Source organism: Kitasatospora sp. NPDC052896 (assembly GCF_044547075.1).
Classification (GTDB): Bacteria; Actinomycetota; Actinomycetes; order Streptomycetales; family Streptomycetaceae; genus Kitasatospora.
On the sequence record NZ_JBITZU010000005.1, the window covers coordinates 268851 to 295524 of the forward strand.

The following is a 26674-nucleotide window of genomic DNA, read 5'->3' on the forward strand; positions in this document are numbered from 1 at the left end:
ATGTCCGAACTGCGCAACCACGCACGCTCGTTGGCCCGTCGCTGGGGGCCGGTCGCGGTCGCCGTGCCGTTCGGCGTGGTGGCCGGGGCCGGATACGGCGTGCTCGCGCCGCCGGCCTACTCCGCCAACTCCTACGTGGTGGTGGTGCCGCAGAACTCCGGTGAGGCCGGGGTCGCGGTCAACTTCGCCCAGGCGTACGGCCGGTTGGCCGGGCAGCCGCAGGTCCTGGACCTCGCGGCGGCCGCGGCCGGGCGCAGCGGCACCGAGTTGGCGAACCTGGTGCACGGCACCACCTCGCCGGACGCGCCGGTGATCGAGATCGACGGCACCGGCCGGCAGCCGCAGGACGCGGTCCGGTCGGCCGACGCGGTGGCCGGGGCGCTGGTGACGTTCGCCAACGCGAGCAGCAAGCAGACCGGGGTCAGCCTGGTCCCGCTGGCCGCCGCCGCCGAGCCGGACCAGCCGAGCACGCCGAGCCCCACGCTGGACGTCGCGGTCGGCGGGGCGGCGGGCGTGCTGGTCGGGGCGCTGGCGATGATGGCCCGCTCGAAGCGACGGAGCGAGCCGGGGCAGGACGTGCCGCTGCCGGGTCCGGCGCCCGCCGCCGAGCAACCGTCCGCCGAGCAACCATCCGTCGAGCGGGCCGCCGTCGAGCGGGCCGCCGCCGAGACCGCGAAGCCCGTCGAGCAGCCCGCGGCGGCCGGGAGCCCCCGGTGACCACCACCCACCCGGCTCCGGCCCCGGTCGGCACCGTGCCGGCCGCCCCCCGCTGGACCAGCGAGATCCGCCGCGACGACCAGGCGTTGACCGAGCTGGCCGCCGAGTGGGACGCGCTGGCCGCCCGCTGCCGCACCGCCACCCCGTTCCAGGCCGCCGCCTGGCAGCGCTCCTGGTGGCGCCACTACGGGCGCCCCGGCACGCTGCGGCTGGTCCTGGTCCGCCGGGACGGCCGGCTGGTCGGCGGGCTCGCGTTGCGGCGCGGCCGGCTGGGCGGACTGACCGCGCTCGGCGGCGAGCTGGCCGACTTCACCGAGGCGCTGGTCGACGACTCCTGCGCCGCCGAGGCCGCGGCCCGGCTGGCCGAGGCGCTGCCGCTGCGCCGGCCCTGGCACGCGCTCGACCTGCGCGAGGTGCGCCCCGGCTCGGGCGCCCATCTCGTGTACGCGCACTGGCGGGGCCGCCGGCACCAGCTGCTCGACTCGCTCTGCCAGCATCTGCCCGCCGTGTCGATGGAAGAGCTGCTGGACCGGCTGCCGGGCCGCACCGCGCAGCGCAGCCGGGCCAAGCAGCGCAAGCTGGCGCAGCTCGGCGTGGTGGCGCGAAGGGCGACGCTCGAGGAGGTCCCGGCGGCGGTGGCCGACCTGCTGCGGCTGCACGCCCGGCAGTGGGAGTCCCGCCGGGTCACCCCGGAGCACGTCAGCGCCCGGTTCGCCGCGCACCTCACCGAGTCCACCGCGGGCCTGGCGGAGCACGGCGACGCCGTGCTCTACCGCTACCACCTGGACGGCGAGCTGGTCGCGGTCAACCTGCTGCTGCGCTGCCCGTCCTTCGCCGGCCTCTACCTCTACGGCACGGACCCGGAGCTGCGCGGGCGGCTGGACATCGCGGGGCTGCTCTTCGGCACCTCGCTGGCGGACACCGTGCGGGCCGGCATCCCGGAGATAAGCCTGCTGCGCGGTGAGGAGCCGTACAAGGAGCGCTGGCGCCCGCTGCGCGAGCACAACCACCGGCTGCTGCTCGGGCCGCGCCGGTTCGCGCCGGCACTCACCCTCCGACTGACCCTGGCGCGGCTGCGGGCCGCCGCCGCGCCGCGGCTGCGCGGCCCGGTGCGTCGGGTGCGCGGGCTACTGGACGGCCGCCGGTGGTTCAGCGGCCGTCGGGCCTGAGCGGTACGCCGTCCGGCCCGAGCGACAGTTCGGGCGGCGCGGGCGGTGCCGGCGGGTCGGGCGGCCCGACCGGCTGGTCGGGCCGGGACGGGCGGGGCGGCCGGACCGGCACCGCGTCCGCCGTGGGGCCGGTCTGATCCCCCGGCACCGGTGGGGCGCTCGGCGCGGCGGGCGGCCGGGGCACCGCGCAGCCGGCCCCGCCGTCCGGCCGCACCGGGCGCAGGCCCTGCGAGCTCCCCGGGCAGGGCGGTGGCGTGCTGGCCGTCGCGACGCCCCTGGAGCCCGCCATCAGCGCGCGGAACACCGCGCTGCTGCGCGGGTTGCTGCGGCACTCCCAGAAGCCGTGCGGGCAGTAGTCGGTGAGGGTCTGGTAGGCGGTGTCGTGGGTGCGCATCCAGTCGACCATCCGGCGCACGAACTCGGGGTTGTCGCCGTTCCGGAACAGCCCCCACTCGGGGTAGGAGACCTGCTTGCCGCGCCGGGCCGCGAACTCGACCTGGTCCTGCAGGCCGTAGGGCTCGCGCACGTAGTCGTCGAAGGTGGCACCGGCCGGCTGGTCGTAGCTGTCCGTCCCGATGATGTCGACCACGTCGTCGCCCGGGTAGCACCTGGTCCAGGCGATCGCGTCCAGGCCGCGGCTGGGGGTGAAGTCGAAGCGGAACCGCTGCCCGGGCACCGAGCGCAGCACGTCGACGACCCGCCGCCAGTAGGCCTTCCAGGCGGCCGGGTCGGGCTTGCAGCGCGAGGTGTAGGTGAGGCCGTTCATCTCCCAGCCGAGCACGATCACCGTGTCGCCGCCGCCGAGCGCGACCAGCTTCCGGCCCAGTTTGAGGAAGTGCTGGTCGAAGTCGCCGCGGGCGCCCTGCTGGAGCAGCCGGGCGACCTGGTCGTCCGGCAGGTTCGCCTCGTTGGGCACCAGCATCGGCACGTTGAGCACCAGGGTCCGGGCCGGGTCGGTGACTCGCCACTGCGACCAGAGGGCGAGCACCTTGGTGTCGCCCTCGACGTCGTCCCAGGTGTTCCCGGCCAGATAGGTGTGGCCGACCTGGAGGTTGGCGCCGTTCAGCCAGGTCGCGAGCCTGGCGATCTGCGGGATGTAGGTGTCCCAGGAGCCGACGAAGGCGCCGAACGGCGCCTCGTGCGGGGCCAGCCGGACCGGCGGGCGCGGGGCGGCCCCGCGTGGGTGGGCGATGCCGTCGGGGGAGGTGGCGCCCTCCGAGGAGTCCGACGGGCCCGATAAGGCCGAGGGGCCCGAGGAACTGGCCGGGACCCGGTCGGCGGTGGGCTGGGAGAGGCCGGCGGCGCCGGCGGTGGTGAGCAGCAGTAGCGCGGAGGCGGCCAGCGCCAGGCGGCCGATTCGCATGTCTCTCTCCTCGGGGCTTCCCTCGGGGCTTGACGAGGCGGACCCGGGCAAGGACGCCTGCAGGGCTGACAGTACGGCCTGCCGGACGCCAGAAAAGCCGAATGTCACTCCAACGGGGACATTTGCCGTAGGTCTGGTCGAATACGACAAGAGTTGTTCGCCTGCGGAATGATTTTCGGTCGCGGCGCCCCCGCCGATTGTCTGGTTATCCGCCCACGGGCTGGACGGGCGGCCCCGCTGTGCTGACGGCCGAGCGTGGGCCAGGTACCCTCCCGAGGTGTCCTGGAAGCCGTTTCGAACTCTGACCCCCCGGTCGGCCCTGCCCGCCCTGGCCGTGCTGCTGGTGCTCGGCGTGGGTGCCGCCGCCCACGCCAACCGCCCGGTTCCGTTCGGCGACCAGGTCTCCGTGCCGGGTAACGCGCAGGCCAGCCCGGTGGGCGCGGAGGCGGTCGGCACCGCCCAGCCCGACCTGCGGGTCGGCCCCGGCCTGGAGGCCTACGACCCCACCACGGGCGAGCTGCTCTGGTCCTACCGGCGGGACGGCGCCACCGCGCTGAACGTCTCGGTGCTGGGTGGCAGCGCCATCGTGGTCTGGGACGACGGCATGGTCACCTCGGTCCAGATGAGCGACCACTCGGTGCGCTGGCACCGGGCCGTCCCCGGGCTGGCCGACTGGCTGCAGCACGGCAGCGACGGGACCGGCACCGGCCAGCTCACCGACGCCCAGCGCACCCGGCTGGAGCAGCAGCGGGCCGCCGCCGCGGTGCGCACCGCCACGCTGCCCGAGCCCTGGGTCGAGGTGCTCACCCCCGACCTGACCATGGGCTTCCGCGACCGCGACGGCGACCTGCGGTTCAACGCCCGCCCGATGTCGGGCTGCCAGTTCGACCCGCTGCGCAGCGTCGCGACCGACAACGCGGTGCTCGTGCCGCGCACCTGCACCGGCACCACCTCGACCGGCCGCCCGCTGCCCGGCGGGGTCTCCGGCTCCGAGCTCGACGGCCACGGCTGGCTGCTGGCGGCCGGGCCGCAGGTGAAGCTGAGCCGGGTGAACGGGCACCAGGTGCTGCTCGACGACGGTCCGCTGGTGGGCAGCCGGATCTTCGACACCGAGCAGGGCATCGACGTGACGCCGTGCGGCAGCCCGAACGAGCCGTTCGCCGCGCTGCCGCCGGACGGCGGCTGCCCGGCCGGTGCCGCGGCGCCCGCGGCCGGGGGCGCCGGGCGCTGACCGTCCGCGGCGGCGGTGGGCGACGGGCGGCGGCGGGCGACCGGAGAAATCCTTCCGGGTCCGCTCGGGCGGCCCGGTAGACTGACCCGCATGGCTGTTCTCCCCGGGCATTAGCGGCGCCTCTGGCGAGCTCCCGGTCCGCGCCCCTCGGGCCCGGCCGGTGTGCGCCGTCACGCCGTCCAGTACGCCCCAGACCCCCGCCGCACCCCCGTGCCCGCATCGCCCCGCCCACCGGCGCGGCCCGGGCCGCCAGCCCCAGGAGCCCTTTCCAGCCATGATTTCGGCCAACGCCCTCGAACTGCGCGCCGGCGCCCGCATCCTCATCGAATCCGCCAGCTTCCGGGTCGCCCCGGGCGACCGGATCGGCCTGGTCGGCCGCAACGGCGCGGGCAAGACCACGCTGACCAAGGTGCTGGCCGGTGACGGCCTGCCGGCGGCCGGCACGGTCACCCGTTCCGGCGAGATCGGCTACCTGCCGCAGGACCCGCGCACCGGCGACCTGGACGTGCTGGCCCGCGACCGGATCCTCTCCGCCCGCGGCCTCGACCTCGTGCTGAAGAAGATGCGCGAGAACGAGGACCGGATGGCCAACGGCAAGGGCGCCACCCGCGACAACGCGATGAAGAAGTACGCCCGCCTGGAGACCGAGTTCCTCACCAAGGGCGGGTACGCCGCCGAGGCCGAGGCCGCCACCATCGCCGCCGCGCTCGGCCTGCCGGACCGGATCCTCGGCCAGGAGCTGCACACCCTCTCCGGCGGTCAGCGGCGCCGCGTCGAGCTGGCCCGGATCCTCTTCTCGGACTCCGACGTGCTGCTGCTCGACGAGCCCACCAACCACCTCGACGCCGACTCGATCGCCTGGCTGCGGGACTTCCTGAAGACCTACAAGGGCGGCTTCATCGTCATCTCGCACGACGTCGAACTGGTCGAGACGGTCGTCAACAAGGTCTTCTACCTGGACGCCAACCGCTCCTGCATCGACATCTACAACATGGGCTGGAAGCAGTACCAGCAGCAGCGCGAGGACGACGAGAAGCGCCGCAAGCGCGAGCGGGCCAACGCCGAGAAGAAGGCCGCCACCCTCAACGCGCAGGCCGACAAGATGCGCGCCAAGGCGACCAAGACGGTCGCCGCGCAGAACATGGCCCGCCGGGCCGAGAAGCTGCTCTCCGGCCTGGAGCAGGTCCGTGCCTCCGACAAGGTCGCCAAGCTGCGCTTCCCCGACCCGGCGCCGTGCGGCAAGACCCCGCTGACCGCCAGCGACCTGTCCAAGTCCTACGGCTCGCTGGAGATCTTCGCGGGCGTCGACCTGGCGATCGACCGCGGCTCGCGGGTGGTCGTGCTCGGTCTCAACGGCGCCGGCAAGACCACCCTGCTGCGGATGCTGGCCGGCGTCGAGCAGCCGGACACCGGCGAGGTCATCCCGGGCCACGGCCTGAAGATCGGCTACTACGCCCAGGAGCACGAGACGCTCGACCCCGAGCGGACCGTGCTGGAGAACATGCGGTCCTCGGCGCCGGACACCGACCTGGTGCAGATCCGCAAGATCCTCGGCTCGTTCCTGTTCTCCGGCGACGACGTGGACAAGCCGGCCGGCGTGCTCTCCGGCGGGGAGAAGACCCGGCTGGCGCTGGCCTCACTGGTGGTCTCCAGCGCCAACGTGCTGCTGCTCGACGAGCCCACCAACAACCTCGACCCGGCCAGCCGCGAGGAGATCCTCGGCGCGCTGCGCTCCTTCACCGGCGCGGTGGTGCTGGTCACCCACGACGAGGGCGCGGTGGACGCGCTCCAGCCGGAGCGGATCATCCTGCTGCCGGACGGTGTCGAGGACCTGTGGAGCCCGGCCTACCACGACCTGGTCTCGCTCGCCTGAGTCGACCGCCGGGTCGGGTCCTCCCTCCGCTTCTCTCCGCCCGTGACCGCTCGCCGGTCACGGGCGCTCGTTTGTCGTAGACACGCGCTCCTGCATCCGGCCGAGGAATTCTCATCTTCCCGGCGTGTCCGGGAATGCGGGGGTCAGGGATTCCGTTTTAGCTCCACCGTCCTCGTCCGGCGGTCCGCCCGACCCTGCTGATCAGCTCTTTCGTCCCGGCGGGTGGATTTTCCCGGGGGCGCGCACACCCAGGGTGAGCGCTCTGCTGCGCTCGGGATTCCTCCGGTTGCCGCCGGATTCCTGCGACGGACCTTGTCGAATGGGTGGCCAGGACGCTGGGGATGGGTGATCATGGGAATCTGACCGAGCACAGCTACGAGGAGGCACGGGTGGCCGAGACTCTGAAAAAGGGCAGCCGGGTGACTGGTGCCGCGCGTGAGAAGCTCGCGGCCGAGTTGAAGAGGAAGTACGACTCCGGGGCGAGCATTCGCGCGCTGGCGGAGGAGACCGGCCGCTCGTACGGCTTCGTGCACCGCATGCTGAGCGAGTCCGGGGTGAACCTCCGGGGTCGCGGTGGCGCTACGCGTGGCAAGGCCAAGGCTGCTGCGGCAGCCGGTTCCTGACGGTTCGTCAGATCCACTCGGGACCGAGCCGACGGGCAGACCCCCGGTCGGCGGGCTGAGCAGCACCATCAGGTCCCGAGGGTCCATCGGCAGCTTCAGGCGCATCGGCGACCGGTCCAGGTATCCGTCCGGCCGCCGATCGTCATGTCCGGGCGGGGGGCGATTCCCAGCCACCGGGCAATAAGTTACTCTCCGGTAGAAGCCGTGGGCAGCGCACTGGGGCCTGCCCGGACCATCGCCGGAGGTGCCCATGACCGCGCCCGTCTCCACCCCCCTCCCCCCCGACTCCTGGGAGGAGGTCGGCGTCCGGCTGGAGGTCGAGGGTGAACTCGCCACGGTGACGCTCTGTCACCCGAACCGTCGCAACGCCCAGACCCCCGCCATGTGGCGGGCGCTCGCCGCGGTCGGTCGCGAGCTGCCCGGCACCGTGCGGGTGGTGCTGCTCCGGGCCGAAGGGGTCTCCTTCTCGGCCGGCCTGGACCGGGCCATGTTCAACCCCGAGGGGATCCCCGGCGAGCTGGGCTTCGCCGCGCTGGCCGCCAGTGCGGACGACGAGCTGGACGCGGCGATCGCCACCTTCCAGGAGGCCTTCACCTGGTGGCGCCGGCCGGACGTGATCACCATCGCCGCGGTCCAGGGGCACGCGGTGGGCGCCGGCTTCCAGCTGGCCCTCGCCTGTGACCTCCGGGTCTGCGCCGAGGACGCCCAGTTCTCGATGCGCGAGACCTCGCTCGGCCTGGTCCCCGACCTGGCCGGCACCAAGCCGCTGACCGATCTGGTCGGTTACGGCCGGGCGCTGGAGATCTGTGCCACCGGCCGCTGGGTCGGCGCCGCCGAGGCGGTCGCCAGTGGGCTGGCCAACCTCGCGGTGCCGAACGGCGAGCTCGACGCCGCCGCCCGGGACCTCGCCGCCGCACTGCTCGCCGCGCCGCGCAACGCGGTGATCGAGACCAAGGCGCTGCTGCGGGGCGCCGGCGACCGCACCTACGACGAGCAGCGGAGGGCCGAGCGGGCTGCCCAGGCCCGCCGGCTGCGCGACCTGGCGGGCATCGGGGACTGACCGAGAGCGCGCTCGCGGGCCCGGCTCCGGTGGAGCCGGGCCCGCGCCGTTGGGGTCGTCGCGCTCCACGGGCGGGCTTCGTGGCGGAATGTCAGAGTTGGTGCAGATCGCGGTATGGCTGAACCTTGCTGACCGAGGAGGCACCCTCATGCCCGACGCTCCCAAGCCGTCCGACCTCGACAAGCACGCGGCCGCGCACACCGGCCCGGCCACCGGGGGACCCGGCCGCACGGTGCTGGCCGACGGTGTGGTGGAGAAGATCGCCGGCATGGCCGCCCGCGAGGTGAGCGGGATCCACGCGCTGGGCTCCGGGCTGGCCCGGACCTTCGGCGTGGTGCCGGACCGGGGCCCCGGCGGCCGCCCCGGCGTCTCCCAAGGGGTCAAGGCCGAGGTCGGGGAGAAGCAGGCGGCGATCGACATCGCGCTGGTCGTCGAGTACGGCGTGGTCATCCCCGAGGTGGCCGCCGTCGTCCGCCGCGACATCATCGGCGCGGTGGAGCGGATGACCGGTCTGGAGGTCGTCGAGGTGAACATCGCGGTCGACGACGTGCACCTGCCCTACGAGCAGGACGACGACGAGGACGAGCAGCCCCCCACCGAGCGCCGCGCCCGCGTCCAGTAGTCCCCGCCGTCCCGCTGGCCCGTCGGGGCCGGGAAGGCGCCGCGGGCCACGGTCGTGGTGGTGGACGGGGTGGCCCGGGTGCGGGTGGGGGTGGACCTGCCGTTCCCGGCCGACCTGGTGGCGTTGGACCTGCGGATCCGCGTCGCGCACCCGCCGGCCGTGCCGGAGGGGGAGCCGTGCGGGGAGGCGCGGCCACGGGTGGTGTGAGGCCACGGGTGGTGTGAGGGGTGGGGCGCTGCGGGGCGGGGTGTGTCGTGCGGCCCCGGCTCCTGGCTCCGCCGGGCCGGAAGGGCGGCGGGGCCGGGGCCGGGGCCGGCCGTCCGAGCGGTTCTGGTGGTCGGGCGCGGGTGGGCGCGCGGCTCGGGCGTCCCCGCCGGCGCGGGGAGGCGCTACAGGGCGTGCAGGGCACCGCCGTCGACCGGGAGCATCAGGCCGGTGAGGTAGGAGGCGGCCGGGGAGAGCGCGAAGGCGGCCACCTTGCCGAACTCCTCCGGGGTCCCGTAGCGGCCCAGCGGGATGCCCGTGGTGGCACGCTCGCGGGCGGCGGCCGGGTCGCTGCTCATGGCATCCAGCTCGCGCACCCGGTCGGTGTCGATCCGGGCGGGCAGCAGGCCGAGCACCCGGATGCCGCGCGGGCCGAGTTCGTTGGCGAGCGACTTGGCGGCCATCGCCAGGCCCGGGCGCAGGCCGTTGGAGATGCCGAGCCCGTTGATCGGCTCGTAGACCGAGGTGGAGAGCACGAAGCCGATCACCCCGCCCGTGCCGAGCGTCCCGGCCGCCGTCCGGGCGATCCGCAGCGCGCCCAGGAAGACGGACTCGAAGGCGGTCCGCCAGGCCTCGTCGGTGGCCGAGACCACCGGGCCGGCGGCGGGCCCGCCGACGCTGATCAGCACGCCGTCCAGCCGGCCGAAGCGCTCGACGGCGGTGGTGACCAGCCGCTCGGCGGTCTGCGGGTCGGCGTTGTCGGCGACCAGACCCGCTACCGCGCCGTTGCCCTCGCCGGTGGTGCTGAGGGCCTCGACGGCGGCGTCCACCGCCGCGGGCTCGCGGCCGGTCAGCAGTACCCGCGCGCCGTCGGCCACCAACTCGCGGGCCGCGGCGAAGCCCAGCCCCCGGGTTCCCCCGGTGACCACGTAAACCCTGTCCTGAAGTCCGAGATCCATGGGCGCAATCCTGCCGTAGCGAGGCGGGAGGGGGGAGCTCAGGGCCGGTTGGCACGACGCGCACGCCCGGTGGGAGGTGGGGTCGCTAGCCGCCCGGGTGGGGGGCGACGTCGGCGAGGAGTTGCAGGAAGGCGTCCTCGCCGATCATCGGGGTGCCGACCTCGCGGGCCTTGCGGGCCTTGCCGCTCCAACTGCCGGGCTCGTTGGTGACCAGCAGGCTGGTGAGCCGGCTCACCGAGGAGGCGATGTGCAGCCCGGCGGCGATCGCGCGGTCCTCCAGCAGTTCACGGTCGGTCGCGGTGTCGCCGGTGATCGCCACCCGCATGCCCTGGACCAGCGGACCGCCCGGCCGCCAGCGGCCGGGGTTGGGGTAGGGGCACGGCGGGCGCTTGCGGCTGGGCCGGTAGGAGGAGGACGCGGCGGAGCTCCAGGAGCCGCGCGCCGGGGACTGGTCACCGCTGCCGGGGGTGTCCTCGCCCAGGTCGGTCACCGCGACGCAGTTGGTCAGCGGGAGCGGGATGCCGCCGCTGAGCGCCAGTCGCAGGCTCGGACGGAACGCCTCGGCCAGCACCCGCGCGTCGTCCAGGGCGTTGTGCGCGTTGCGCTGGCGGACCCCGAAGTACTCGGCGAGGGTGGAGAGCTTGCCGTTGGGCAGCGGCAGCCCGAGGTCCCGGGAGAGCACCATGGTGCAGAGCCGCTGGTCGACCGGTGCCCGCAGCCCGGCGCGGGAGTACTCACGGGAGATCATGTTCCAGTCGAAGAGCGCGTTGTGGGCCACCATCACCCGGCCGGTCAGCCGGGCGCTCAGCTCGTCGGCGATCTCCGGGAAGGTGGGCGCGTCGGCCAGCATCGCGCCGGTGAGGCCGTGGATCCAGACCGGGCCGGGGTCGCGCAGCGGGTTGACCAGGGTGTACCAGTGATCGAGCACCTCGCCCTGGGCGTCCAGCCGGTAGACACCGGCCGAGATGACCCGGTCGGTGCGGCCCAGTCCGGTGGTCTCGACGTCGACCACCGCGTAACCCGTGGGGGTTTCGGGTGCACCGGTGCGCTGCGGGGGGATCGGGCCGAGCGAGGGCTGGAGCGGATGCATGGTGCACCAGCTTAAGGGTCGGCGCGGGGGTCGCCGTGCGGCCTGGGAGCGGGCGGGCGGGCGAGCCCGCTCAACCGTCGGGTGGGACTGGACGGGAATAGAGTGGCCAGCAGGGTGGTCATATGAGCGGAGTATTCAGTTCCGTTCAATCCCGAGCTCTCCGTGAGAGGCATCCGCCATGCGCGCCACCGTGATCCACGGCCCCAATGACATCCGGATCGAAGAGGTCCCCGACCCCGTGATCCAGCAGCCCACCGACGCCGTGGTCCGGGTGGTCAACGCCTGCATCTGTGGCAGCGACCTGTGGGCCTTCCGCGGCGTCGCCGAGCGCGAGCCCGGCCAGCGGATCGGCCACGAGTTCCTGGGCTTCGTCGAGGCGGTCGGCTCCGAGGTCTCCGACGTCAAGCCGGGCGACTTCGTGGTCGCGCCGTTCGTCTGGTCGGACGGCGTCTGTGACTTCTGTCGCGAGGGCCTGCAGACCTCCTGCCCGCACGGCGGGTTCTGGGGCAGCGTGGGCTCGGACGGCGGCCAGGGCGAGGCGGTCCGGGTGCCGTTCGCGGACGGCACGCTGGTCCGGCTGCCGAAGGACGCGGCGACCGACCAGGCCCTGCTGCCCCACCTGCTCGCGCTCTCCGACGTGATGGCCACCGGCCACCACGCGGCGGTGTCCGCCGGGGTCCGGCAGGGTGGCACGGTCGCGGTGGTCGGCGACGGCGCGGTCGGGTTGTGCGGCGTGCTGGCGGCCCGCCGGCTGGGCGCCGGCCGGATCATCGCCCTCGGTCGCCACCAGGCCCGCACCGACCTGGCCCGCAAGTTCGGCGCCACCGACGTGGTGGCCGAGCGCGGCGAGGCGGCGATCGAGGCGGTCCGCGAGCTGACCGGCGGGCAGGGCGCGCACGCCGTGCTGGAGGCGGTGGGCACCGAGGAGTCGATGCGGACCGCGATCTCGATCACCCGGGACGGCGGCGGGGTCGGCTACGTGGGGGTGCCGCACGGTGGCAGCGCGGGCGTGGACATCGGCCAGATGTTCGGCCGGAACATCTCGCTCGGCGGCGGCGTCGCCCCGGCCCGCGCCTACATCCCCGAGCTGCTCGCCGACGTGCTCAACGGGACCATCGACCCCGGCCTGGTCTTCGACCGCACGGTCGACCTGGACGGCGTTCCGGACGGCTACCGCGCGATGGACGACCGCACGGCGCTGAAGGTCCGGATCGCCTTCTGACCTCGAGTCAGAATTCGGGAGGGCGGCGCCCGTTGGTGACGTCACCCGGTCGGCCCCGAGGGGCGTGCCCGGTGACGGTGCTCGGCCGGTTCCGCCCGGGCGTTCGCGTGCCGGCCGGGCCGCAGGTGTTCGAGTGCGGTGGGTGGCCGGCCGATCGCGCTCCGGCGCCCTCGGCCGGGGCCGCCGATCCGGAGAAGTACGCTGAACTGGAAGTCCGATCCCGCACCGGGCCCGGAGTCCACCGGATCCCATCGGTCGGACGGCCCACGGGCGCCGTCCGACGCTCCGGATAAGCTGGCCCGGCCCGTCGCACCGGCGGACCGGGCCATGCCGACTCCGGAAGGGGGGTGCGCACCGTGCTTCTCGACACCTTCGGTCGTCGGGCGGTTGACCTGCGGGTCTCCCTCACCGACCGGTGCAACCTGCGCTGTACCTACTGCATGCCGGAGGAGGGCATGCAGTGGCTGGGCAAGACCGACCTGCTGACCGACGAGGAGATCGTCCGGCTGGTCGGTCTGGCGGTGCGTGACCTGGGCGTGCGCGAGGTGCGCTTCACCGGCGGTGAGCCGTTGCTGCGGCCCGGGGTGGTGGGCATCGTGCGGGCCTGTGCCGAGCTGGAGCCGCGCCCCGAGCTGTCGATCACCACCAACGGCATCGGGCTGGCCAGGACGGCCGACGCGCTGCGGGAGGCCGGGCTGGACCGGGTCAACGTCTCGCTGGACACCCTGGACCCGGAGACCTTCTTCAGGCTGAGCCGGCGCCGCCGGCTGCCCGACGTGCTGGCCGGCCTGGCCGCCGCCGAGGCCGCCGGGCTGACCCCGGTGAAGCTCAACGCCGTGCTGATGCGCGGGCTCAACGACCACGAGGCCGCCGACCTGCTCGCCTGGAGCCTGGAGCACGGGTACGAGCTGCGCTTCATCGAGCAGATGCCGCTGGACGCCCAGCACGGTTGGACCCGCTCGGGGATGATCACCGCCGAGGAGATCCTGGAGCGGCTCTCCGCCCGGTTCACGCTGACCCCCGAGCCCGCGGCGGCGCGCGGCGCGGCGCCGGCCGAGCGCTGGCTGGTCGACGGCGGTCCGCAGCGGGTCGGCGTGATCGCCTCGGTGACCCGGCCGTTCTGCCGGGACTGCGACCGCACCCGGCTGACCGCCGACGGTCAGGTCCGCAACTGCCTCTTCGCGCGGGAGGAGACGGACCTGCGCGGCGCGCTGCGGGCGGGCGCCTCGGACGCCGAGCTGGGTGCGCTCTGGCGGGCGGCGATGTGGGGCAAGAAGGCGGGGGCGGGGATAGACAACCCGGAGTTCCTCCAGCCCGAGCGCCCGATGTCGGCGATCGGCGGCTGACGCCGAGGAGGCCTCAGCCCTGCTCGGGGTCGGTCCAGTCGGCCAGCGCCACGACCTCCTTGAGGAAGCCCCGGACGCCGAGGAACTGCGAGAGCGACTCGCGGTGCTCCTCGCAGGCCAGCCAGGTCTTGCGGCGCTCGGGGGTGTGCAGCTTGGGGTTGTTCCAGGCCAGCACCCAGGCGGCGGCGTTCCGGCAGCCCTTGGCCGAGCACTTGGGGGGTCCGGCCGGGCCGTCCGCCGCGCCGCCGAAGAAGTCGATGCTCATGATCGTCAGTCTCTCACCCCGGTTCCCGCCGCGGACGAGCCGACCGTGACGATCCCGTCGCGGACATGACGACGCCGGGCAGCCACGGGGGGAGCCGCCCGGCGTCGGTCCGTCGCTCCGACGGGGGATGCGGAGCGCGTACGCAGTATGTCACGAAGGCATGGGGGCTTGGCTAGGCCTGCCAAGATTTATTTGAGGATCGCTTGAGGTTTTGGCCCAGTAAATGTCAATAGAAGTGGACAAACAGGGCGCTGATTCCGGTGAAACTCAAGTCGGGCTCACCATTCCCCCGAGTACGGAGAGTCAACTTGCGCTGGAGTGACCCTCGGGTCTCGCGGGACTGTCCACCCGCCCGCCGCCCCCGGTGCCACCCGGGCCGAGCATCAGCGGGGTGTCGGCCGGCACGTCGAAGGTGCTCGGCAGGCCCGGGGCCTTCTCCCGGCCCGCGTTGGCGATGATCACCGCGAAGTACGGCAGCAGCACGCCGGCGGCCAGCGCGCCGAAGGCCACGTACCGTTGCACGTTCCACAGCACCACCGCGAGCAGCACGCAGGCCGTGCGGATCAGCATCGAGATGACGTAGCGGCGCTGTCTCCCCCGCACGTCCTCGGTCAGGCTGGTCCGAGCCCCGGTGATCCGGAACACCCGGCCGCCGTCCGTGTTTCTGCTCACTCGTCACCCGCCGCCTTCGACAACCACCCGCGCGACACCGATTCCGCCCGGTTCCCCCACGGTACGCCGGACAACTCCGGCAAACGAGACCGGGTGCCGGCCGACCCGCCTCGGTCCCGGGTCAGAAAGGCCGGCGGGACCCGGTCGGTGAGCCAGACACCGTTCGCGCTGACCCGGAACCGGTGGCCGGCCGCGGCCAGCGCGGCGGCGTCCACCCGCAGCACCACCGGCCGGCCGTGCCGGGCGCCGACCCGGAGCGCGGTCCCCGGATCGGCGGACAGGTGGACGTCCTGACGGCCCATCGGTCGCAGGCCCTCGTGGAAGATCGCCGCGAGCGAGCCCTGCGCGGTGCCGTGGTACAGCACCGCCGGTGGCTCGGCGGCGGCCAACCCCAGGTCGACCTCGATCGAGTGGCCCTGGTTGGCGCGGATCCGCCGGCCGTCCGCGGAGTAGCCGAAGCGTTGCTTGTCGTTCGTCGCCACCACGTGGTCCAGCTGCTCGCGGGTCAGCCGGGTGCCGCGCCGGGCGAAGGCGGCGAGCAGGGTGTCCACCTCGACCCAGCCGGCCTCGTCCAGCGTGATGCCCACCGCCCCCGGGTCGTGCCGCAGCACCCGGGAGAGCAGCTTCGAGGTCTTGACCGTGCGCTTCTCGTCCACTCCGCGGACCTCTCCTCAGGACGCCTGGCTGACCGAGCTCATGTTGAAGTCCGGGACGCGGACCGGCGGCATCGCGGCTCGGGTGAACCAGTCGCTCCACTCGCGGGGCAGGCAGCGCTCGGTCCGGCCGACCTCGGTGATCCGGCTCAGCAGGTCGAGCGGGGACTCGTTGAAGCGGAAGTTGTTGACCTCGCCGACCACCTGGCCGTCCTCGACCAGGTAGACGCCGTCCCGGGTCAGGCCGGTGAGCAGCATGGTGGCCGGATCCACCTCGCGGATGTACCAGAGGCAGGTGAGCAGCAGCCCGCGCTCGGTGCGGGCGACCATCTCCTCCAGGGTGGGCGCGGCGGCCTGGTCGGCGGTCTCCAGCAGCAGGTTGTCGGCGATCGGACGGACCGGCAGGCCGGTCAGGCCGGCCGAGTGCCGGGTGCTCACCAGGTTGGTCAGCTCGCCGTCCCGGATCCAGTCGGTGGCCGTCACCGGCAGGCCGTTGTCGAAGACCGACAGGTCGGCGCCGGAGGAGTGGGCCAGCACGAAGGGCGCGGTGCCCAGCCCGGGGGCGCCGGGGTCCGAGCGGAGGGTCAGCGGCAGCCGGGAGAGCCGCTCGCCCAGCTTGGTCGCCCCGCCCGGCCGGCTGAACGCGGTCCGGCCCTCGGCGGCGTCCCGCGCGCCCATCGACCAGCTCAGGCTGACCATCAGGTCGGCCACCGCGGTGGGCGGCAGCAGCGTCTCGTAGCGGCCGGCGGGCAGTTCGATCCGGCGCCGGCCCCAGCGCAGTCGCTCGCTCAGCCGGGCGCCCAGCTCGCCCAGGTCGATGTCGCGGAAGTCGCGGGTGGCCGCGCCGGTCCAGGCGGAGCCGCCGTCGCCCTTGGCGTTGAGCTCGATCATGCCGGTCGGCTGGTCGTGCCGCAGCCGCAGGCCGGTGGAGCTGCCGAGGTAGGTGGAGACCAGCTCGTGCCGGGCGAAGCCGTACAGCGCCTCGCCGGCCGCCCGGGCCTTGGCGAAGGCGGCGCCCAACTCGGGGGCGAGGTCGCGGAACACCTCGATCGAGGTCTCGGCCGGTGGCGCGGTGAAGTCGGTGGACGGCCGGCCGCCCTGGACCAGCGGCTGGGCGTCCTCGGCCGGGCCGGCCGCGCGGGCGGCGGCCTCGGCGGCCCGGACCAGCTCCGCCAGGTCGGCCGCGGTGACCGCCTCGCGGGCCACCACGCCGGAGGCGGCGCCCTCGGCGCCGTCCACCACGGCGATCACGGTGAGCCGGCGGCCCCGGGTGGCGCCGTTCGTGGTCAGCGCGCCCCCCGGCCTCTGGTCGGGGGCCGCCCAGCGCAGGTTGGCGGTGGTCTCCTCGTCGACGAGCACCACGCAGCCGTCCGCCCGGGACAGCTCCAGTGCGCGCTCGACGAGTTCGTGTGGGGCGTTCCCGCCGGTTCCGGTGTCGGACATCAACGACCCGCCTCCTGCTGCGTGTTGAGCACCTTGATCCCCTGGAACAGCGCGGCCGGGCAGCCGTGGCTGACCGCCGCGACCTGACCCGGCTGCGCCTTGCCGCAGTTGAACGCGCCGCCGAGCAGATAGGTCTGCGGGCCGCCGACCGCGGTCATCGAGCCCCAGAAGTCGGTGGTGGTCGCCTGGTAGGCGAAGTCCTTGACCTGGCCGGCCAGTCGGCCGTCGCGGATGGCGTAGGCGCGTTGGCCGGTGAACTGGAAGTTGTACGACCAGAACGCCCGGACAGTACCACTCCTGACAAAGTGCCAGGTCAGCGCCGGTATGCGCGGTAGACCACTTCGCAGGTACATACCGGTACATACCGGAAATCGCGTGTACCGGTGCTGACTTGGTGCTGACCCTGAGGCCCCATGGGGCGAAGGGACAAACCGTGACAGATCCCCCGTGGGGCACGCCCGGTGTCCCCCTGCCAATAGGCTGCGACGTGTGCGCCATTCGGCGCAGCCCGTGCCGCCAACACGATCAATTCGAGAGGTTGCCGCCTGTGCCCGCAAGCGAGATTCTCCAGGCCTACCAGCGCGACATCATCGCCGACTGCATCGTCCCGCGATCGGGCGTCGAGCTCGACCGTCCGGTGTCTGGGGAGCTCACCTTCGAGGCGGCGGCGCAGATCCTCCGGGCGGTCGTGGAGTACCTGGACTCGTACTCCGAGGAGAACGCCCGGGCGCTCCCCATCCGGCGGTCCGCGTACAAGGACATCGAATTCGCAGCTTTTCGAGCTGACAGGCTGGCAACGAGGAAGGAGTGGAGCAATAGCCTCCACGACAAGTTCGACGCCGCCCTCGTGGGGGCCTACGAGACCCTTGAGGACGGTAAGTGACGCCAAGCCGGTCTCCGGCCGGTGAGCGTGTCTAAGATGTCCTGCTTTGTCCTCCACGCTCGGTGACGCCGGAACCTTGGAGCCCCGCTGTGGGGGCTGGGAGGGCTCCCGCCCAATTTTTCGCGCCTCTATCAGCTTCGAGCCCGCGCTCAGCAAGTAGTAGCAACCCCAGACCTCCGACGCCCCGCGCCGCTACGGTGTGGGGCGTCGGCCGATTTCAGACCAGGAGAACCATGAGCCACCGCGAGACTCTCAACATCCTCCTCGGCGCCGTGGAGACGGCGGAGGAAGGCGCGACCCTGCTCGAACTTGCGATCCGGGCCGAGCTCATGGAGGAGTGCTCGAACTGCCGTAAGGAGAAGTATCCGCACTCCGAGTGCCCGCACTGCGGTGCGGGTAAGCCGGCAGAGATCTGATCCAGTATGGAGCTGGAAGCCGATGACGCGGGGCTGTACAAGGACGTGGCCGACCCGGAGGCCGGCATCGTGCGCCTCTGCTCGAAGTTGTGCAGTACGTGCATCCTCCGCCCCGGGAATCTGATGGACCTTGAGCCGGGGCGAGTTGCGAGCATGATCCGCGAGGCCCGCGAGAAAGAGGGGCACGTGGTGTGCCATAAGACGCTGGGAACGCCGGCTCCGGCGATATGCCGGGGCTACGCCGACCACGCGGACCACGGTCGGAGCCTCGCGCTACGGTTCGGACGGGCCCTGAACGCCATCGTGGAGATCGAGCCGGACGAGGTAGAGAAATCGAGCAAGAGAGGGGCACCGTGATGGACGACTACACACCCGTCAAGAAGGACGACGTCACCGACGAACTCGTGGAGATGGCCTTCGAGATCTGCGACGGCTGGTACCAGAACACCCGTATCGACTGGGAGAACGTCCTGGAGCGCATGGAGAAGTACGGGATGGGCGACGGCCGGGGGCTCGACTGGGGCACCGAGATGTCGACGCCGGCCATCGAGCAGCTGAAGCGGCGGGTCCGCAAGATGCGATCTGAGGGCTGACGACGCCCATGGAGATCACCCCCGACCAGATCACCCCCGGCGCCGTGTTCGACACCCCTTTCGAGAGCGGCTGTGTGGTCGTCACCGAGCTGGACGCCGACGGCCACTTCGACGGCTACGACAGCGACGGGGTCCTATGCTCAGGCTTCTTGCTGGCCATGGTGACCCGCGTCCGCTGACAACTACCCACGGAGAACGAGCAGCATGACGTGCATGCACCCCGTGTGCGGTAAGGAAGCCAACTACACCATCGAGGCCGTGATCGCCGACACGGTCCGGCACTTCGAGGTGTGCAACGGCGGCGCGCACCTGAAGTGGGCGCAGGACTTGATCATCTCCAACTCGCCGGACCACACGGCCCAGATGACGATCAAGCGCTACCGGCCACACCGGCCGAGCGCCAAGGACACCACCCTCCGCTACGCCGTCTCGATCGAGATGGACCAGGCGGCCTGGGCCCACGAGTACAACGTGCCCGTGGAGAAGGTCCACAAGGACGTCGGGGACTATCTGAAGCACAACCTCCTGGGCTCCCAGGCGTCCGAGAACGAACTCTGGCGCAACGTGGACGTCAAGTAGCCACGTCCTTCCCCAGCCCCCGCTTCCTCATGAGGCGGGGGCCTCGCCATGTCCAGCACCATTCGAGAAGGAGACATCTATGAAGCACGTGATCCAGTTCAGCGGTGGCATAGGTTCGTTCGCTGCGGCCGTCCGCGTCGCGGAGCGGCACGGCACCAAGGACATGGTGCTGCTGATCGCCGACACGAAGTTCGAGGACGAGGACCTCTGGCGGTTCGCCGATGACACGAGCCAGCTGCTCGGTGTGCCGCTGACGAAGGTGACGGACGGGCGGAACCCGCTGGAGGTGTTCGCTGACAAGCAGTTCTTGGGCAATAACCGAATCGCGCCATGCAGCAAGGCATTGAAGATCATGCCGTGCCGGAAGTGGCTGAAGGCCAACACTCACCCCGCCGACACCGTGCTGTACATCGGGATCGACTCCAGCGAACGCGACCGGCGGCGGATCCCGGCCATCGCACGGGGCTGGCGGCCGTGGCGGACCTCCTACCCGTTGTGCTCCAAGTGGGAGCCGAAGCGGTCGAAGGCCGAGCTGCTCGATGAGGCGCGCTCGCTTGGGGTGGAGCCGCCTCGGCTCTACTCGCTGGACTATGAGCACAACAACTGCGGCGGGTGTTGTGTGAGGGCAGGCAAGGCCCAGTGGCTGCGCACGCTGCGCGTCTTCCCCGACCGCTACGCCGAGATGGAGGCGTTCGAGGAGTCGTTCCGCGCCCAGCGCGGCGACTACGCCTTTCTCAAGGAGCAGCGGAACTGGGTCAGGTACCCGTTGACGCTGCGCGAGCTGCGGTTGCGGGAGGAAGCCGCTGTAGCCGCGTAGGCCGCTAGGTCCGGGCGATCTGCGCCCGGACTGTCGGACTCAACCCCTAGGCTCGGACCGATTGCCCCCGAGAGGATTCCGCAATGATCACCATCGAGCTGAGCGAACACGACTTCGAGCGCCTGAGCGATGCAGCGTACCCGTGGGCGGAGGGCTCGTGGGCCACCCAGCCTGATCTCTTTGAGAACTACACCGACCGCTGGGCGGATGCGGAGAACCGGCCGCCGCGCTGGGACTGGGCGTGGGCATATGACGTGGGCCCCAAGTGGCCGGCGGTCGTTATGGCTCGGGCTTACCTCCAGTCGATCGGCGAAGATTTCGAGATCGTCTGGTGCATGTGGGACAACCCGGAGCCGTCGTACTTCGTGCTGTGCAACTTCGTTCCGCGCGGCTTCGAGCCCCCTGCGAACACGAACTAAGGAGACGATCTTGCCGAAGGAACAGTACGTTGCCGGCTACATGGGGCAGATGTTCGCCGAGGACGTGGAGGGCGAGAAGGCGAAGCTGGAGAAGTGGTCCGGCCTCAAGGTCGACCGCTGGTTCATCGACATGGCCGATGAGGAGGATGCTGCCTTCGAGCACCTTGCCTCGGAGGTCGCGGAGTTCAACGTTCGCGCCGTCGTGCACCGTGGCGTGTCCTTCATGCCGGAAGAGCGGCATCTGCTCAGTGCGTTCTACGACGCGGCGACGAACACCGACACCCGCGTAGTCGCAGCCGAGACGATCGTGATGGCACCCAGGCCCGAGCAGAAGCTCTTGGCACAGCTCATGCCGCTCCTGCACGAGTGGAAGAACGGTGAGACGGACCTGATGGGTTGCATGGGCCATCACACGCTCTACTTCAGTACCGCCGAGGTCGAGCACCTGCGAGAGCTGTACACACGAGACGGGAGCCCGATGTCGTTGAGGCTGCGCGATCGGCTTCCCGAATTCGAGACCGACGAGGACTGAGAGGACGCAGTCATGGCCGAGCACAAGATCACGTCGTTCCATCAGCTCCCGATCACCGGGATCGAGCCGAGCCCCTGGGTGGCTCAGCGCACTGTTGAGGAGCTCTCCGAGAAGCTCACCCCACTCCTGGAGCACGAGGAGATCGCGGAGTTCGGTTGGACCCAGGTGGCGCTGCCCCTTGAGAGCGACCACGGGATCTGGGACGTTCGTGATGTCTGGCTGCGGACCGTCCACGATGCCGGCCGCGCCCGCCGCGAGCTGCGCCTCTTTGCCGCCGATCACCCGACACTCGGCCGCGTGTTCCAGAGCCGGCCGACCCCGCTCCACGCCTTGGCCGCCCAACTCGAACAAGTTGTCAGGGACAGCGCCTATATGTCGGCGCTTCTTGAGCTGTTCGGGACAGGCGCCTCGGTGGTCGTCAGCCGGGCCGGAATCGTGCTGGAGGAGGTAGGTATCGACGAACCGGACAGCGCCGCTGCTGCTGAACAGCTGAAGGCCCTGTTCATGGGCCGCCGGGGTGAGAGCACGGAGCGCGACCAGCGATGACATCCGCGTCGGACTACTACACCGCCAGCGCGGCGCACTGACTTTCCCCGTACACCGGCCCCCGCTTTGGCGGGGGCTTTCGTCGTTTCCGGGCCCTCGCTCCCACGCGGAGCGGGGGCCTTCGTCATGCCCGCACGCAGGAGGCTTCATGTTCGAACGGATTCAGAAAGCCCTCTGGGTCCTCGGTACCGTCGCCGCCCTTGTCGTACTCGGGGTCATCGCCTACCGGAGTGGACAGCTTCCCCGAAGTTTTCGTCCGTGGTAGCACGCCGGGTTCTACGCTCGTACCGTTTGCACGACCAGAGGAGTGACATGGACGAAGAGCCGCGCACCGACGAGGAGCTTGACGAGCTGCTGGCCGCCGTCAGGGCGGAGCTGCTGGGCAAGGTTTCGTCGGAATTGGACGTCGAGGCTGGCCCTGCGGAGGTACTCAAGGCGTCCCAGGACCCCGACTCGCCCCAGGTGCCGGGTCAAGACCCCGTCGGTGATGGGCTACGGCGGATCGCGGCCAACATGGAGGCGATCCGGAACGGCACGAAGGAGAGGCCGGCTTGGTGGGCCGAGTGGGACGCCAAGCTGCGAGAGGGTGCGGAGTGAGTCTCAGGAACTACCGCGTGGACACAGATGACTTTGAGAAGGGCGACCGCGTGGCCTGGGAGGAGGAGGGGCGCCCGACTCGCTTCGGGGAGGTGGTCGGCTTTGACGGGGAGAACCCGGTGGTGCTTTTCGACCTAACGAACGAGGAAGTCGCGTGTGCGACGGAGGATCTCTTCCTGACCGCCGGCAACTTCCCGAAGAGCTGGAGCGAGTAGCCTTACCTTACCTTCTCGGTAACTTGGAGCTGGTCTTCGAAGCTGTGCGAGCTGCGCGGCGGCTCGCTCGGTAGGCGAGTTCTGCGGCGTGGCAGCCCAGAGGGCACTCACGGGGGTCCTCGCCGGCTCGGACGTGGCGCGCGTAGCCGGCGTGGTCGCCGTGGCGCTCGGGTCGGTGGCCGAGGAGGCCGGCCTGGTGGGCGATGTGGACGGCGTGCGGTGCGTTGCGGGCGCCGAGCTTGACCAGGACGCGCCGGACTCCGGCTTGGAGGCCTTTCTCAGTCATGGTCAGCTCGCGGGCGATCTCGGCGTAGGTGTGGCCGTCGGCAACGCGCTGGAGGATGGTGTGCTGGTGGGCGGTGAGCCGACGGAGTTGCTCCGTCACTCCACGACCTCGGCATCGACAACGCCCATCTGACCGAGGGCTTCCTCTGCTGACACTGTCCCCGCTGTGGTCAGGGCGGGGACCCCCCAGCCTCTTTTCCGAAGAGCCTGCTGATAATTCCGATCTGGGCCTCGCCCTTCTGCTGGACCTTCATGGAAAAGGAGAATCCGGCCTCTTCGATATCGGCCTTCAGTTTCACGAAGCGGGCCATGCGGTCCATTTCCTGGCTGAGGTTCGGATCGGCGTACCCGCCCTCCACCTCCTCTGACATGCGCATACTGAAGACTCGGGCCGCCTGCATGGCGATGAGCGAATCCAAGAGTGCGATGTATTGCTCTTTGGTCCTGACCTTGATCGGGATCTCATAGGCGCAGGATTCCCCGGGCTGATACTCGGGGCATTTGTTGGCGAGAAAGCAGCCATCGCAGACCCGGATGTTGAGGTCGACCGCTGTCGCGCGGTACTCCGTCCGGGTCTTTCGCTCCCCGTCCTCGGGGTCCGTGTATCGGTGAGTGAAGGCTTCCATCTCCAGTCCCGGAAGCACTTTCTTCACCCGTTTGGTGGAGGGTGTAGTTGCCCCCTCGTTCGCCGTCTCCGGGGCTGTCGCCTCAACTACCCCCCAGGAACTTTCCGCACTTTCCGATGTACCCGCTTCATCGCTTGCAGTTACTCCCTGGCCGTGGCGCTGCGAAATGTAGGCGATCTGCTGCTGCCACGACCAGAGACTGAGCTTCAAGTTCTCAGTCGGGTCGTCCTTCTCGATCAGCGCGGGGTCCAGGCCGATGCTCTCGAAAAGCGTCCGGTGGCGCTTGCGTGCCTGCCCCTTGTATCTGTTCGGGTACCTCTTGAGCTCGTGCCCGGCCCACACGAAGGTTTCGCCGTGCTGGGCGGCGGACAGCCAGGTGGTGGACGAGACGGAGTACCAGCTCGCCGCGATCATCAGCGGCGGGCTGCTGAAGCCCATGCCGTGCAGCCGGCCTTGCCGCGAGAGCGTGCGCAGGATCGGGACGATGTCCCGATCTCCGCAGGTGCCCTGCCCTACGGCGATGTAGGGGTAGGTGTCGGCCATCCTGCGGAGCTCATCGACCCCCCACTCCTCGTGCCACACCACGATGGCCCTGTCGGGGTCCAGCGCGGATCGACGCTCTTCGATCCATCCCCGCCCCATAGCAAGTGCGTCGAATTCGGTGTACGCCTCGATGCTGTCCAAGTTCTGGCCGATGAACGAGTCGTAGATCTCGGCGAGCTCGGCGATCTCGGACTCCGCGACCTCCACGCCCTCACGATTGAGCGTGTGACATCCGGAGTCGATGAGTACCTCCTGGCCGGCCGTGAAATTCTCGGAAACTAGCCAGGGCTTGGTGAGCTTGTTTCGCCGGCGCAGCCCCATGTACGAGAGTGCGACCTGCGGTATCTCCAGCTGCCCGAGGAGCTGCCGGTGGCTGGGGATTTCGGCGCCGCCGTAGAAGAATTTCACGCGGACTCCCTGAAGATATCGTCCATGAAACTCTGCCGGTCGAACTTGGCGTTGTGGCGCGCGAAGAGAGTAGCCAGGACGTCGGCGATGTGGGCGACGGAGTCGATTTCGTCAATGGTGAGCGTCAGGCGAAGCGACTGCTTGAGGATCCGGGCGGCCTGCCGGTGGTGCTTTCGGCGCATAGCGATGACGCTTCCCTTCGATGGGTCAGGGGTTCGATTGGCGCGGTCCCGTGGTGTGCCGGCGCCTAGATGTCCTCGAAGACGGCGTCCATGAAGCGCTGCCGGTCAAAGCGGGGATTGTCGCCTTTGAACATTCTGGCCACGCCTTCGGCGATCTCGCGGAGGACGTCGAGCTGGTCGATTGTGGTGGTGCTCTGCGCCGCGTGCCTGAGGATCGCGGCGGTTTCCCGGTAGTGTTTGCGGCTCATGGCCATAGCGCCCTCTATTCGTCGTGCAGGCGGTGGTCGGAAAGGCGCATGGTCTGCTGGCGCTCTATCTCCTCGGTGAGCGCGTCCCAGGGGCGGGGTGAACCGGTGTGGTCGGGGCGCCACTCAGGCCTCGTGTACAGGGCGTGCGTGTGGAGGAGGGTGTTCCATCCGTCGGCGATCTCGGCGGCGGCGCAGCTGGGGTCGGGCTCGATCACGAGGCTGACGCGCCAGCTGCGGATGCGTCGGAGGGTGTCCAGGCGCCCTTGGGGGCCTGGGTCCGGGGAGTGGAGGTAGGCGAGGTGCCCGGTCAAGTTGCGCTGGCGCATCCAGGTGGACATCTCGTCCTCGGGCCACTCGTGGCTGAGGACGTAGAGGCGGGAGTTGCGTGCGAGGGCCTGGTAGAGGGCCCAGCCGGTCTCAATCTGGGCGTCACTGCCGCCCATCCGCAGGACGCCTTCGAGGACCATGACGACGGTCAGCACGGCACGACACTCAGGGCATCACGAGCTTGCTGCGGATGGCCTGTTCCTCGGCCCGGTTGCGGATGGAGGCGGCCATTTGCATCTGCTGCTGGATCGTGAGCTGGGCGGCCATGGCGGCGATCTTGCTTGCCTCAATGTCGGACACGACTTCGGCGGCGCCGTGCTTCATGTCGGACACGCTGGCCGGGCGGCTCGGCTGGAGCGGCATGTCGAGGTCGGGGGTGGCCTCCCACTCGCCTTGTTCGGTCTGGAGGATCAGGAAGGCCGTGGTGACCTTACGCGGAGCCTCGGTGTGCTGGCGATCAGACATGGCGGTCCTCCTGGTGGTCCTGGGCGCGGCCGAGAACGCTGAGCGCCGAGGTGATCTGGTCAATGGCGTCCGTGAGCGTGGGGGTCAGCCAGGGCGCGGACTTGGTGCGTTCGAGGTCCGCCCGGACGCTGCCGAGAGTGTCGAGGGCTGAGTGCAGGTAGATGCCGGCGGCTCGGCGTACGTAGACGTCCACGGGCAGTTGGAGGTCAGTCACCTCGCGCGCTGTCGAACTCCCGCTCTGCGCGCTGCGCTTGGCGCCGCTGCCGGTCCCGCTGGCGGATGCAGGTGATGCACTCCCTGCTGTTGTGGTGCCACCGTGTGTTCTCCGCCGTGAATTCGTGACCTCGGGGGCAGTGTGTTTTTGCGGCGTTCTTGGCGGCAAAGGAGGTTCCTCTCCGAACGTTCTCCGAATGTTCCACTGCTTCCAGGTGGTCCGGGTTGCAGCAGGCCCGTATTCGGCACAGGTGGTCGACGTGCCAGCCCTTGGGAACCGTGCGGTTGTTGGCGAGCTCCCAGGAGATGATGTGCGTGCCCTTGACGCTCTTGTCCGGCATGCGGAATTTTCCGTAGCCGTCCTCGTCTATTGCACCCTTCCAGATCCAGCAGGCGTCGAATTCCGAGCCCTTGTCGACTTTCTCGAAGAAGCGCACCTGCCACGCCCAGGACTTCGCGGTGGGCCTGGGCTCGGTCTGGGGGAGCCTCCGGTGTACGCGGGGCCCGCTCATTCGTAGAGCCCCCTCTTGCGCCGTACCAGCTGCTCGTTCACGCTGCGGATCGGGCAGTAGTCGCACAGGTACCGCTGAGCGCCTGGGTTCCGCTTGTCCCACTTCGCCATGCCCTCCGCCTTGCGGTCGCCGGCAGTGGGGGGCACGAGCAGCTTCCGGTCCGAGTGGAAGTCCGAGCAGGTCTCTGGGCGATGCCTGCTGCGCCAGCACTGCATGGCGTCGGCCTTCAAGGTGTCTACTGCCTGATAGACCCACGGCTCCATGCCGGTGTGGCCTTCTCGCTGCCAGAGCTGCTTGAGGATCTCCTCGCGGGCCTCGCGGTTCTCCCAGACCCCGGCCTCGACGGGGCCGTAGAGCCGCCCGAAGTGCCTTTCCCCGTTGGGATACTGGTGCCGGGAGACGGCGTATTCGAGGGTGGTGTCGTCACGCGGGTTGCCCTCGTAGGGAGGCAGCGTCTCGGTGCTTTGGCAGTCCCGGCATATCAGGATCCGAATGGTGGCCAACCGACTCTCCCTCTCAGTACCAGTAGTGGGACTGCCAGAAGCTCCAGGCGGCGCAGGGAGTCCCGTACTGAGAATGAACGAAGAGATTTTGTTGCCGAATTTACGATGCGCCAGCCGCCCCGTCCTTGGGTGGATCCACAGCGCGTCGACCGGGTGATCTCCAGCGAGCTGAGATGTTACCTATTCGTTATAGAGAAGGGTGACGAACTGCGGGGTGCGTTTTCCTCGCTGCGCTCGTTCGCGAGTGCAGCGA

At 70.7% G+C, this 26674-nt stretch carries 37 protein-coding genes and 2 pseudogenes; 22 read left to right on the forward strand and 17 right to left on the reverse strand.

Annotated features, from left to right (window positions below; genetic code table 11):
• Nucleotides 1-717, forward strand: a complete 717-nt coding sequence (locus tag ACIGXM_RS13880) for a YveK family protein (RefSeq protein WP_396560333.1) — start codon at nucleotides 1-3, stop codon at nucleotides 715-717.
• The gene (locus tag ACIGXM_RS13885; RefSeq protein WP_396560335.1) at nucleotides 714-1886 is read left to right on the forward strand and encodes a GNAT family N-acetyltransferase; all 1173 of its coding nucleotides are present in this window, start codon (nucleotides 714-716) and stop codon (nucleotides 1884-1886) included. Before ACIGXM_RS13880 ends, ACIGXM_RS13885 begins: the two co-directional genes overlap by 4 nt.
• Here the strand turns inward: ACIGXM_RS13885 and ACIGXM_RS13890 are convergent.
• Entirely contained in the window at nucleotides 1867-3249 is a 1383-nt protein-coding gene (locus tag ACIGXM_RS13890) for a glycoside hydrolase family 26 protein (protein ID WP_396560337.1), read from the reverse strand. The genes ACIGXM_RS13885 and ACIGXM_RS13890 overlap by 20 nt on opposite strands.
• Before the next feature lie 277 nt (nucleotides 3250-3526).
• On the opposite strand from ACIGXM_RS13890, the gene ACIGXM_RS13895 reads away from it, so the two are divergent.
• The 6 genes from ACIGXM_RS13895 (at nucleotide 3527) to ACIGXM_RS13920 (ending at nucleotide 8865) form a co-directional block, all read left to right on the forward strand.
• Complete coding sequence (locus ACIGXM_RS13895) at nucleotides 3527-4480, forward strand: hypothetical protein (RefSeq protein WP_396560339.1); 954 nt, start codon at nucleotides 3527-3529, stop codon at nucleotides 4478-4480.
• Nucleotides 4481-4754: 274 nt separating this feature from the next.
• Nucleotides 4755-6353: an ABC-F family ATP-binding cassette domain-containing protein gene (locus tag ACIGXM_RS13900; protein ID WP_396560341.1), complete on the forward strand. Its 1599-nt coding sequence runs from the start codon at nucleotides 4755-4757 to the stop codon at nucleotides 6351-6353.
• A 389-nt stretch (nucleotides 6354-6742) separates the two neighbouring features.
• Nucleotides 6743-6976, forward strand: a complete 234-nt coding sequence (locus tag ACIGXM_RS13905; protein ID WP_396560343.1) for a helix-turn-helix domain-containing protein — start codon at nucleotides 6743-6745, stop codon at nucleotides 6974-6976.
• Between the two features lie 250 nt (nucleotides 6977-7226).
• Complete coding sequence (locus ACIGXM_RS13910; RefSeq protein WP_396560345.1) at nucleotides 7227-8036, forward strand: enoyl-CoA hydratase/isomerase family protein; 810 nt, start codon at nucleotides 7227-7229, stop codon at nucleotides 8034-8036.
• 148 nt (nucleotides 8037-8184) lie between these two features.
• Nucleotides 8185-8658 (forward strand): Asp23/Gls24 family envelope stress response protein, encoded by a 474-nt coding sequence (locus ACIGXM_RS13915; protein WP_396560347.1) that lies wholly within the window; start codon nucleotides 8185-8187, stop codon nucleotides 8656-8658.
• Between the two features lie 60 nt (nucleotides 8659-8718).
• Nucleotides 8719-8865 carry a hypothetical protein gene (locus ACIGXM_RS13920; protein WP_396560349.1) on the forward strand — a complete coding sequence of 49 codons (147 nt, stop codon included), beginning with the start codon at nucleotides 8719-8721 and terminating at the stop codon, nucleotides 8863-8865.
• Between the two features lie 182 nt (nucleotides 8866-9047).
• Here the strand turns inward: ACIGXM_RS13920 and ACIGXM_RS13925 are convergent, their stop codons facing one another.
• Nucleotides 9048-9821: an SDR family oxidoreductase gene (locus ACIGXM_RS13925; protein WP_396560351.1), complete on the reverse strand. Its 774-nt coding sequence runs from the start codon at nucleotides 9819-9821 to the stop codon at nucleotides 9048-9050.
• 85 nt (nucleotides 9822-9906) lie between these two features.
• Nucleotides 9907-10911, reverse strand: a complete 1005-nt coding sequence (locus ACIGXM_RS13930) for a DEDDh family exonuclease (RefSeq protein ID WP_396560353.1) — start codon at nucleotides 10909-10911, stop codon at nucleotides 9907-9909.
• Between the two features lie 178 nt (nucleotides 10912-11089).
• On the opposite strand from ACIGXM_RS13930, the gene ACIGXM_RS13935 reads away from it, so the two are divergent.
• Nucleotides 11090-12133, forward strand: coding sequence for a zinc-dependent alcohol dehydrogenase family protein (locus tag ACIGXM_RS13935; RefSeq protein WP_396560355.1), 1044 nt, complete (start codon nucleotides 11090-11092; stop codon nucleotides 12131-12133).
• A gap of 356 nt (nucleotides 12134-12489) precedes the next feature.
• Nucleotides 12490-13479: a GTP 3',8-cyclase MoaA gene (gene moaA / locus ACIGXM_RS13940; protein WP_396560711.1), complete on the forward strand. Its 990-nt coding sequence runs from the start codon at nucleotides 12490-12492 to the stop codon at nucleotides 13477-13479.
• Between the two features lie 13 nt (nucleotides 13480-13492).
• On the opposite strand, the gene ACIGXM_RS13945 is transcribed toward moaA, so the two are convergent.
• The 5 genes and pseudogenes from ACIGXM_RS13945 to ACIGXM_RS13965 all read right to left on the reverse strand — a co-directional run.
• The gene (locus ACIGXM_RS13945; RefSeq protein ID WP_396560357.1) at nucleotides 13493-13744 is read right to left on the reverse strand and encodes a hypothetical protein; all 252 of its coding nucleotides are present in this window, start codon (nucleotides 13742-13744) and stop codon (nucleotides 13493-13495) included.
• Between the two features lie 303 nt (nucleotides 13745-14047).
• Complete coding sequence (locus ACIGXM_RS13950; RefSeq protein ID WP_396560359.1) at nucleotides 14048-14416, reverse strand: DUF3099 domain-containing protein; 369 nt, start codon at nucleotides 14414-14416, stop codon at nucleotides 14048-14050.
• 122 nt (nucleotides 14417-14538) lie between these two features.
• A pseudogene (locus ACIGXM_RS13955) lies at nucleotides 14539-15072 on the reverse strand (RNA 2'-phosphotransferase); the annotation flags it as partial.
• A 15-nt stretch (nucleotides 15073-15087) separates the two neighbouring features.
• Nucleotides 15088-16512, reverse strand: a complete 1425-nt coding sequence (locus ACIGXM_RS13960) for a metallopeptidase TldD-related protein (RefSeq protein ID WP_396560361.1) — start codon at nucleotides 16510-16512, stop codon at nucleotides 15088-15090.
• Nucleotides 16512-16781 (reverse strand): annotated as a pseudogene (locus tag ACIGXM_RS13965) (TldD/PmbA family protein); the annotation flags it as partial. The gene ACIGXM_RS13960 and the pseudogene ACIGXM_RS13965, both read right to left, overlap by 1 nt.
• Nucleotides 16782-17059: 278 nt before the next feature.
• Between ACIGXM_RS13965 and ACIGXM_RS13970 the strand changes: the two are divergent.
• From ACIGXM_RS13970 to ACIGXM_RS14025, 12 genes are all read left to right on the forward strand, one after another.
• The gene (locus tag ACIGXM_RS13970; RefSeq protein ID WP_396560363.1) at nucleotides 17060-17395 is read left to right on the forward strand and encodes a hypothetical protein; all 336 of its coding nucleotides are present in this window, start codon (nucleotides 17060-17062) and stop codon (nucleotides 17393-17395) included.
• A gap of 233 nt (nucleotides 17396-17628) precedes the next feature.
• Nucleotides 17629-17811 (forward strand): 50S ribosomal protein L32, encoded by a 183-nt coding sequence (locus ACIGXM_RS13975; protein ID WP_396560365.1) that lies wholly within the window; start codon nucleotides 17629-17631, stop codon nucleotides 17809-17811.
• 6 nt (nucleotides 17812-17817) lie between these two features.
• Entirely contained in the window at nucleotides 17818-18168 is a 351-nt protein-coding gene (locus ACIGXM_RS13980; RefSeq protein WP_396560367.1) for a hypothetical protein, read from the forward strand.
• Nucleotides 18168-18404 (forward strand): hypothetical protein, encoded by a 237-nt coding sequence (locus ACIGXM_RS13985; protein ID WP_396560369.1) that lies wholly within the window; start codon nucleotides 18168-18170, stop codon nucleotides 18402-18404. Before ACIGXM_RS13980 ends, ACIGXM_RS13985 begins: the two co-directional genes overlap by 1 nt.
• Nucleotides 18405-18412: 8 nt before the next feature.
• Nucleotides 18413-18583 carry a hypothetical protein gene (locus ACIGXM_RS13990; RefSeq protein ID WP_396560371.1) on the forward strand — a complete coding sequence of 57 codons (171 nt, stop codon included), beginning with the start codon at nucleotides 18413-18415 and terminating at the stop codon, nucleotides 18581-18583.
• Nucleotides 18584-18626: 43 nt separating this feature from the next.
• Nucleotides 18627-18983, forward strand: coding sequence for a hypothetical protein (locus ACIGXM_RS13995; RefSeq protein ID WP_396560373.1), 357 nt, complete (start codon nucleotides 18627-18629; stop codon nucleotides 18981-18983).
• Nucleotides 18984-19062: 79 nt separating this feature from the next.
• Entirely contained in the window at nucleotides 19063-19800 is a 738-nt protein-coding gene (locus ACIGXM_RS14000; RefSeq protein WP_396560375.1) for a hypothetical protein, read from the forward strand.
• 83 nt (nucleotides 19801-19883) lie between these two features.
• Nucleotides 19884-20219 carry a hypothetical protein gene (locus ACIGXM_RS14005; protein WP_396560376.1) on the forward strand — a complete coding sequence of 112 codons (336 nt, stop codon included), beginning with the start codon at nucleotides 19884-19886 and terminating at the stop codon, nucleotides 20217-20219.
• A gap of 10 nt (nucleotides 20220-20229) precedes the next feature.
• Nucleotides 20230-20751, forward strand: coding sequence for a hypothetical protein (locus ACIGXM_RS14010; protein WP_396560378.1), 522 nt, complete (start codon nucleotides 20230-20232; stop codon nucleotides 20749-20751).
• 12 nt (nucleotides 20752-20763) lie between these two features.
• A complete protein-coding gene (locus ACIGXM_RS14015) occupies nucleotides 20764-21297 on the forward strand; it encodes a hypothetical protein (protein ID WP_396560380.1) in 534 nt (177 codons plus the stop codon).
• A gap of 312 nt (nucleotides 21298-21609) precedes the next feature.
• On the forward strand, nucleotides 21610-21894 hold the full coding sequence (locus tag ACIGXM_RS14020; RefSeq protein ID WP_396560382.1) for a hypothetical protein: 285 nt from the start codon (nucleotides 21610-21612) through the stop codon (nucleotides 21892-21894).
• A 17-nt stretch (nucleotides 21895-21911) separates the two neighbouring features.
• The gene (locus ACIGXM_RS14025) at nucleotides 21912-22109 is read left to right on the forward strand and encodes a hypothetical protein (protein ID WP_396560384.1); all 198 of its coding nucleotides are present in this window, start codon (nucleotides 21912-21914) and stop codon (nucleotides 22107-22109) included.
• Between the two features lie 7 nt (nucleotides 22110-22116).
• Here the strand turns inward: ACIGXM_RS14025 and ACIGXM_RS14030 are convergent, their stop codons facing one another.
• The 9 genes from ACIGXM_RS14030 to ACIGXM_RS14070 form a co-directional block, all read right to left on the reverse strand.
• Complete coding sequence (locus ACIGXM_RS14030; RefSeq protein ID WP_396560386.1) at nucleotides 22117-22494, reverse strand: response regulator transcription factor; 378 nt, start codon at nucleotides 22492-22494, stop codon at nucleotides 22117-22119.
• A gap of 70 nt (nucleotides 22495-22564) precedes the next feature.
• Nucleotides 22565-23971, reverse strand: a complete 1407-nt coding sequence (locus ACIGXM_RS14035; RefSeq protein ID WP_396560388.1) for a hypothetical protein — start codon at nucleotides 23969-23971, stop codon at nucleotides 22565-22567.
• Nucleotides 23968-24153 carry a hypothetical protein gene (locus tag ACIGXM_RS14040; protein WP_396560390.1) on the reverse strand — a complete coding sequence of 62 codons (186 nt, stop codon included), beginning with the start codon at nucleotides 24151-24153 and terminating at the stop codon, nucleotides 23968-23970. Before ACIGXM_RS14040 ends, ACIGXM_RS14035 begins: the two co-directional genes overlap by 4 nt.
• A 65-nt stretch (nucleotides 24154-24218) precedes the next feature.
• Nucleotides 24219-24407: a hypothetical protein gene (locus ACIGXM_RS14045; protein ID WP_396560391.1), complete on the reverse strand. Its 189-nt coding sequence runs from the start codon at nucleotides 24405-24407 to the stop codon at nucleotides 24219-24221.
• An 8-nt stretch (nucleotides 24408-24415) separates the two neighbouring features.
• Nucleotides 24416-24883 (reverse strand): hypothetical protein, encoded by a 468-nt coding sequence (locus ACIGXM_RS14050; RefSeq protein ID WP_396560393.1) that lies wholly within the window; start codon nucleotides 24881-24883, stop codon nucleotides 24416-24418.
• A gap of 10 nt (nucleotides 24884-24893) precedes the next feature.
• Nucleotides 24894-25193 carry a hypothetical protein gene (locus tag ACIGXM_RS14055; RefSeq protein ID WP_396560395.1) on the reverse strand — a complete coding sequence of 100 codons (300 nt, stop codon included), beginning with the start codon at nucleotides 25191-25193 and terminating at the stop codon, nucleotides 24894-24896.
• Nucleotides 25186-25407 (reverse strand): hypothetical protein, encoded by a 222-nt coding sequence (locus ACIGXM_RS14060; protein WP_396560397.1) that lies wholly within the window; start codon nucleotides 25405-25407, stop codon nucleotides 25186-25188. Before ACIGXM_RS14060 ends, ACIGXM_RS14055 begins: the two co-directional genes overlap by 8 nt.
• The gene (locus ACIGXM_RS14065; RefSeq protein ID WP_396560399.1) at nucleotides 25400-25843 is read right to left on the reverse strand and encodes an HNH endonuclease signature motif containing protein; all 444 of its coding nucleotides are present in this window, start codon (nucleotides 25841-25843) and stop codon (nucleotides 25400-25402) included. The genes ACIGXM_RS14060 and ACIGXM_RS14065 overlap by 8 nt, the downstream gene beginning before the upstream one ends.
• Before the next feature lie 71 nt (nucleotides 25844-25914).
• Nucleotides 25915-26421: a hypothetical protein gene (locus ACIGXM_RS14070; RefSeq protein ID WP_396560401.1), complete on the reverse strand. Its 507-nt coding sequence runs from the start codon at nucleotides 26419-26421 to the stop codon at nucleotides 25915-25917.
• Nucleotides 26422-26674: the final 253 nt, after the last annotated feature.